The organism is Micromonospora sp. NPDC049580 (assembly GCF_040675595.1).
Taxonomy (GTDB): domain Bacteria; phylum Actinomycetota; class Actinomycetes; order Mycobacteriales; family Micromonosporaceae; genus Micromonospora.
The window spans coordinates 1-5975 of the sequence record NZ_JBFAPG010000393.1; the positions used below are offsets into that span (position 1 = coordinate 1).

6 protein-coding genes and 1 pseudogene are annotated in these 5975 nt (G+C 74.1%); 4 read left to right on the top strand and 3 right to left on the bottom strand.

The features are described 5' to 3' along the window. Positions 1-94 precede the first annotated feature (94 nt). The 3 genes from AB0J68_RS24945 to AB0J68_RS24955 are packed head-to-tail and all read right to left on the bottom strand — an operon-like array spanning position 95 to position 3218. A complete protein-coding gene (locus AB0J68_RS24945) occupies positions 95-445 on the bottom strand; it encodes a DUF3140 domain-containing protein (protein ID WP_354860348.1) in 351 nt (116 codons plus the stop codon). Further along, positions 445-666, bottom strand: a complete 222-nt coding sequence (locus AB0J68_RS24950; RefSeq protein WP_354860347.1) for a hypothetical protein — start codon at positions 664-666, stop codon at positions 445-447. Before AB0J68_RS24950 ends, AB0J68_RS24945 begins: the two co-directional genes overlap by 1 nt. Next, complete coding sequence (locus AB0J68_RS24955) at positions 663-3218, bottom strand: ATP-dependent Clp protease ATP-binding subunit (protein ID WP_354860346.1); 2556 nt, start codon at positions 3216-3218, stop codon at positions 663-665. The genes AB0J68_RS24950 and AB0J68_RS24955 overlap by 4 nt, the downstream gene beginning before the upstream one ends. Before the next feature lie 140 nt (positions 3219-3358). Between AB0J68_RS24955 and AB0J68_RS24960 the strand changes: the two genes are divergently transcribed. From AB0J68_RS24960 to AB0J68_RS24975, 4 genes and pseudogenes are all read left to right on the top strand, one after another. Next, a complete protein-coding gene (locus AB0J68_RS24960; RefSeq protein WP_234582026.1) occupies positions 3359-3739 on the top strand; it encodes a hypothetical protein in 381 nt (126 codons plus the stop codon). Positions 3740-3891: 152 nt separating this feature from the next. Then, the gene (locus tag AB0J68_RS24965) at positions 3892-4152 is read left to right on the top strand and encodes a hypothetical protein (protein ID WP_007076395.1); all 261 of its coding nucleotides are present in this window, start codon (positions 3892-3894) and stop codon (positions 4150-4152) included. Positions 4153-4158: 6 nt separating this feature from the next. Then, a complete protein-coding gene (locus AB0J68_RS24970; protein WP_363940624.1) occupies positions 4159-5244 on the top strand; it encodes a hypothetical protein in 1086 nt (361 codons plus the stop codon). Beyond that, positions 5237-5975: pseudogene (locus AB0J68_RS24975) on the top strand (cell division protein FtsK); the annotation flags it as partial. The gene AB0J68_RS24970 and the pseudogene AB0J68_RS24975, both read left to right, overlap by 8 nt.

Consider the following 5975-nt stretch of genomic DNA (forward strand, 5'->3'; position numbering starts at 1 on the left):
CGGAGGACATCGAGGTGATGCGGGAGGCGGTCGAGCGGATCCGTGAGCTGATGGACGCCAAGCCCCGGGACGGCACCGTCGCGTACGGCATCGCTCAGCGTTCGACGAGAGGGTCGTGGCCGAGGTCGAGCAGCGAGTGCCGCCACTTGTCGTCGGCGTTGCCGCGCTGGGGCTTGGCGTCCATCAGCTCACGGATCCGCTCGACCGCCTCCCGCATCACCTCGATGTCCTCCGGGGTCAGGTCGACCTTGCGCTTGTTGAGCACCTTGAGGATCTCCCGTCCCGGCTGGGGCAGGTCGAGGTCCGGGTTCGGGCTGAACGACTCCTCGCCGGAGCCCCGGGTCAGCAGCCAGGTGCGCAGCTGCTCCGACGGGACGTTGACCTCGGCGTGGAAGTCCTCCCAGAGCACTTCCACCTCGGGGTCGATCCGCGTGTCGCGTACCATCAGGTCTCCTCTCGACGATGGTGACCCGACGTCTCCGGGTCGTCCTGGTCGGTCTTCGGATGCAGGCCCTCGGCGGGCACCCGCGTGCGGCGCGGGTTCGCGGTCGGGGGCGCCAGGATCGGGTCGGGATGGTCCTCGTCGTCGTCCTCGTCCCGGGGCTTGGCGGACTCCGCGTGCTCACGCGGGTCCTCGTGGTCGTCTCGTCGCGCCGGCCCGGTCATCGCGGGTGTGTTGTCGTGGCGGCGGTGTACCCCCGCTCACCTGCGGTCACGTCGAAGGTGAGCTGCCCGTCGCGGGCGTCCACGATGACCTTCTGCCCGGGCGAGATCGCCGACTCCAGCAGCATCCGCGACAGGTGGTTGTCCACCTCCCGCTGGATGACCCGGCGCAGCGGACGGGCCCCGAACTCCGGCTGGTAGCCGTGCTCGGCCAGCCAGTCGATGCCGGCGGTGGTGAACTCCACCTGGATGTCCTGGGCGTGCAACCGGCGGCGGGTCTCCTCCAGCAGCAGCGCGGTGATGTCGCGCAACTGCTCGGCCTCCAGCCGGCGGAAGATGATGACCTCGTCGATGCGGTTGAGGAACTCCGGCCGGAAGTTCTCCTGCAGGCGGCGCATCAGCCGTTCGCGCAGCTCGTCGTTCTCCTGCTCGCTGCCGGGCGCGCCGGTGCCGAACCCGACGGCCCGCTGGGTTCCGGTGATCAACTCGGAGCCGAGGTTGCTCGTCATGATCAGGACGGTGTTCTTGAAGTTCACCGTGCGGCCCTGGCTGTCGGTGAGCCGCCCGTCGTCGAGCACCTGGAGCAGGATGTTGAACACGTCGGGGTGGGCCTTCTCGATCTCGTCGAGCAGCACCACCGCGTACGGGCGGCGGCGCACCGCCTCGGTGAGCTGACCGGCCTCCTCGTAGCCGACGTACCCGGGTGGGGCGCCGACCAGCCGGCTGACCGTGTGCCGCTCCTGGAACTCGCTCATGTCCACCCGGACCATCCGGTCCGCCTCGCCGAACAACGCCTCGGCCAGGGCGCGGGCCAGCTCGGTCTTGCCGACGCCGGTGGGGCCCAGAAACAGGAAGCTGCCCATCGGGCGTTCCGGGTCGGCCAGCCCGGCCCGGGAGCGGCGCACCGCCTCGGCCACAGCGGTGACCGCGGCGTCCTGGCCGACCACCCTCTCGTGCAGGTGGCCCTCCAGGCGCAGCAGCCGGTCGCGTTCCTCCTCGGTGAGCTGGCTGACCGGGATGCCGGTGGCCCGGGAGACCACCTCGGCGATCTCCTGCGGGCCCACCTCGGGCACCTGCGAGGTCGAGCCGTCAGCGCCCCTCGCGCGGCGCATCTCCTCCTCCAGCTCGGAGATCCGGTCCCGCAGCGCCGAGGCCCGTTCGTACTGCTCGTCGGTGACGGCCTGCTCCTTGTCCCGGCGTACGTCGTCGAGCTGCTGTTCCAGCTCCCGCACGTCGGACGCCGGGGTGCGGGTGCGCAGCCGGACCCGGGCGCCGGCCTGGTCGATCAGGTCGATGGCCTTGTCCGGCAGGAACCGGTCGGTGACGTACCGGTCGGACAGCTCGGCGGCGGCGACCAGCGCCTCGTCCGTGAAGCGCACCTGGTGGTGGGCCTCGTACCGGTCGCGCAGGCCACGCAGGATGGCGATGGTGTCGTCGACGCTGGGCTCGGGCACCAGCACCGGCTGGAACCGCCGGGCCAGCGCGGCGTCCTTCTCGATGCTCTTGCGGTACTCGTCGAGCGTGGTCGCGCCGATCACCCGCAGTTCGCCCCGCGCGAGGGCGGGCTTGAGCATGTTGGACGCGTCCATTCCGCCCTCGCTGCCGGCCCCACCGGCGCCGACCAGGGTGTGGATCTCGTCGAGGAAAATGATCAGCTCGTCCCGGTGCGCCCGGATCTCGTCGATCACCTTCTTGAGGCGCTCCTCGAAGTCACCCCGGTAGCGGGTTCCGGCGACCAGGCCGGCGAGGTCGAGCTGCACCACCCGCTTGCCGAGCAGGGTCTGCGGCACGTCGCCGTCGCAGATCCGCTCGGCCAGACCCTCGACGATCGCGGTCTTGCCGACACCGGCCTCGCCGATCAGCACCGGGTTGTTCTTGGTCCGCCGGGACAGGATCTCCACCGCCTGCTCGATCTCGTCCGCCCGCCCGATCACCGGGTCGATCTGGTCGGCGCGGGCCAGGTCGGTGAGGTCCTGCCCGTACTGGTCCAGGGTGGGTGTGCCGCGGTCCGGCTTCGGCCCGGTCATCGGGCCGCGTTCGGCGTTGGCGGCCTGCAACGACTCGGGCTGGATCCGACCGGCGGCCAGCATCCGCCCGGCCGGCGACTCGGGGTTGAGCGGCAGGGCCATCAGGATGTGCTCGGGGCCGATGTAGTTGGCCCCCATCGCCCGGGACAGTTGGTGGGCGTCGAGCAGCGCCCGCTTGGCCGCCGGGGTCAGCGACAGGTTGGGCGGCACCTCCCCGCGCGGCGCGCCGTCGCCCTTGCCGCCCAGCGCGTTGAGCAGGGTGTCCGGGTCGGCGCCGGCCCGGCGTACCAGGTCGCGCAGGGGTTCGCGTTGCAGCGCAGCCCAGAGCAGGTGGTCGGTGTCCAGGTCGTTGCTCTGCCGCTGCGCGGCGCGGCGGGCCGCGTCGGCCAGCATCTCCCGGGCGTCGGCCGTCATCAGTCGGGTGATGTCGACCCGGTGCGGCGGTCGGCGTCCTCCCTCACCCCGGCCGAAGTACCGGGCCAGGAATTCGTCCCACGGGTCGGAGCCAGGGTCACCGGGTCCCATCATGTCTGTCCTCCGCAGTCGGGCGCGGCACGGTCGCCAGGGGCTACCCGGCGCTCGGCCCGACAAACGCCGCAGGCAGCGGCGCCCACCGCGATGTGGAGTGGCACCGGGCCGGCGCCGGCCGCAGGTGGCAGGCTGACGCCATGACTGAGAACCCGCTGCTGATAGTGGACGGCGCCAACGTGGTGGGCTCGCGCCCGAACGGATGGTGGCGGGACCGGGCCGGGGCCGCCGCCCGGCTGCGGGACTCCCTGGCCCCGGTGGCCGCCACGGGCCTGCCCGCCCGTCTGACCGCCCCGGTCGAGGTGGTCCTCGTGGTCGAGGGCGCTGCCCGGGACGTGCCCGGCACCGACGACGTCCGCGTGGTCTCCGCCCCCGGCTCCGGCGACGACACGGTGGTCGAGCTGGTGCAGGCGGCGCCGCAGCGCCGCCGGCTGGTCGTCACCGCCGACCGGGAGTTGCGCGAGCGGGTCACCGCCCTCGGCGCCGAGGTGTACGGCCCGCGCTGGCTCCGCGATAATTGAGAAGTTCTCATACTGGGACTCCCACAGAACGGACTCCCGGCACTTCAGGTGGGTTAACGGTCAGTCGGGCAGGAACACCGCCAGGGCGGATGTTCTCCCATGGACGCCAGTAAGCTCTAATGGAGATCTCCCCGCCCCCAGGAGGTTCCGCCGTGGCGAGCGTCGCCGAGCTGAAGGCTGCCATCGATGTCGCTCTCCAACAGATCGGCGACGGGCAGACAGCCGTCCAGGCGGCCGGTGAGAAGCTCGCCGAGGCGCAGCAGACCCTGGCCGGCGCGCTGGAGGGCAGCGGGCACGAGACGGTCGAGGCGGCCCAGGCGTCGCTGACCCAGGCCAGCCAGGAGCTGGAGGAGTGTCTCGCCGCGACACTGGTCGCGGTCGAGCAGGCGCAGCTCTACGTCTCCACCCTGTAGGCCACCGTGTCCATCATCGAGGACATCGGCGGCCAGGTCCGCGCGGCCAGCGAGGAGTTCCCGGTCGGCCTGCTCGGGCAGGCCCTGGAGAAGTTCGGCCTGGCCGCGGAACGGCTGCGCTGGGTACGACAGGAGTCGGCCAACCCGATGGGGGTGCCCGAGCTGTCCGCCGCGACCGAGCACGCCGAGAGCGCCAACTACGCGCTGCGGGTGGCGCAGGAGCAGCTGTCGGCGTATCTGGCCGCGATCGGGCTGGCCGCCGACGGCGCTCCGCCGCCCCGCCCGCAGCAGCGCGACCCGCGCCACGACGCGGCCCCGCCGCACGGGCCGACCACCGTGGCGCCCGAGCAGGCCGAGCAGGTTCGGATGCGTCGCTGGTGGTCGGTGCGGGTGGCCGAGTTGACCGGCGGGCGCGACGGCGACGCGGACGAGCCCGACGAGCGGCTGCGCGACTCGCAGGAGCTGCTGCGCCGGGTCGTCGGCGGGGTGCGCGCCGGTGACCGGGACCGGCTGCCCACCGCGCTGCGGCGGGCGCCCGCCGACGTGGGGCTCGGCATGGCCGCGCTCGCGCCACCGCTGCTGCGGGAGCTGGCCGGTGAGCTGCTGGGGCATCCGCCCCGCGCCGCCGACCTCGGCCGGCTGCGCGGCGAGCTGGACGGGCGGGTCCGGGACCTGCTGCCCGGGTTGCCGCCGCCGGTGCTGGAGACGCTGCTGACCCGGGTGTGCCGGATGCCGCCACCCCGCGCGTCGGGAGAGCCGCCCCACGCCGCCGACTCCGCGGTCACCGCCGGCGTGGCGACCGCGCTGCTGCTCGCTCGCCTCGGCCGGGACCTGCCCGTCGCCACCGGCACGCCGCAGGCCACCGGTGACCAGCGCCCCGGCGACGCGGGTCCGCGCCCCGCTGAGCAACGCTCCGCGAAGGCGAATCCACGGTCCCCCGAGCCACCCTCCGGCGGCGTCGGTCCACGTCCTGGCGCGGTTAGCGGTAGGCAGGCGTCCGGCGGCGTCGTGCCGCAGCGGGGCGCCGGGCTGCCGCCGCGGACCGGCAGTCCGTGGCGGGACGCGCCGGCCCGCCGGGGTTCCGATGGCTGACCGGCGTGGCCAGCTCGCCACCCGCATCCGGGACACCCTCTCCGAGGCGCTGGGTGCCACGCGTACCCGGTTGTCGGCCGCCCAGGCCGAGCTGACGGCGGGCCGCGAACGGCTGACCCGGGTCCGGCGGGCGGCCGCCGCCGTACCGCAGCGGGTGGGCGCCCAACGGGACCGTCGCCTCGCCGAGATCGACGCCCGGCACGCCACCGGGATCGCCGAGCTGGCCCGCCACGCCGCCGACGCCGCCCGCCGGGAGGCGCCCGGCTGCGCCGGCGCCGACTGGCCGGGCTGGACGCCCACGCCCACCCGCCGGGCCGAGCCGCCCGGTGCGCTGCGGGTCGGCACGGTCCGGATCGACGACGTCGACCCGGTGCCCGCGCTGGTGCCGCTCCTCGACGCCGGGCACGTGCACCTGTCCGGGGACGACCGCGCCGGCTGCGACGCGGTCGTGTCCGCGCTGCTGTTGCGGGCCGTCGGCCGCGCCGACCCGGGCGGGGTACGACTGGTCGGGTACGACCCGGAGCACCTCGGCGGCGGCCTGGCCGGGTTCGCGCCCCTGGGCACCGCAGGGCTGCTCACCTTCGTCGGCCCGGGCGGGTTGGGCCCGCTGCTGGACGACCTGGTCGAGCAGATCCGCCGCATCAACGAGACGGTGCTGGCCGGCGAACACGGCTCACTGCGGGAGCTGGCCGCGGCGACCGGCCGCCACCCGCCAGGGCTCGGGGCGGCGG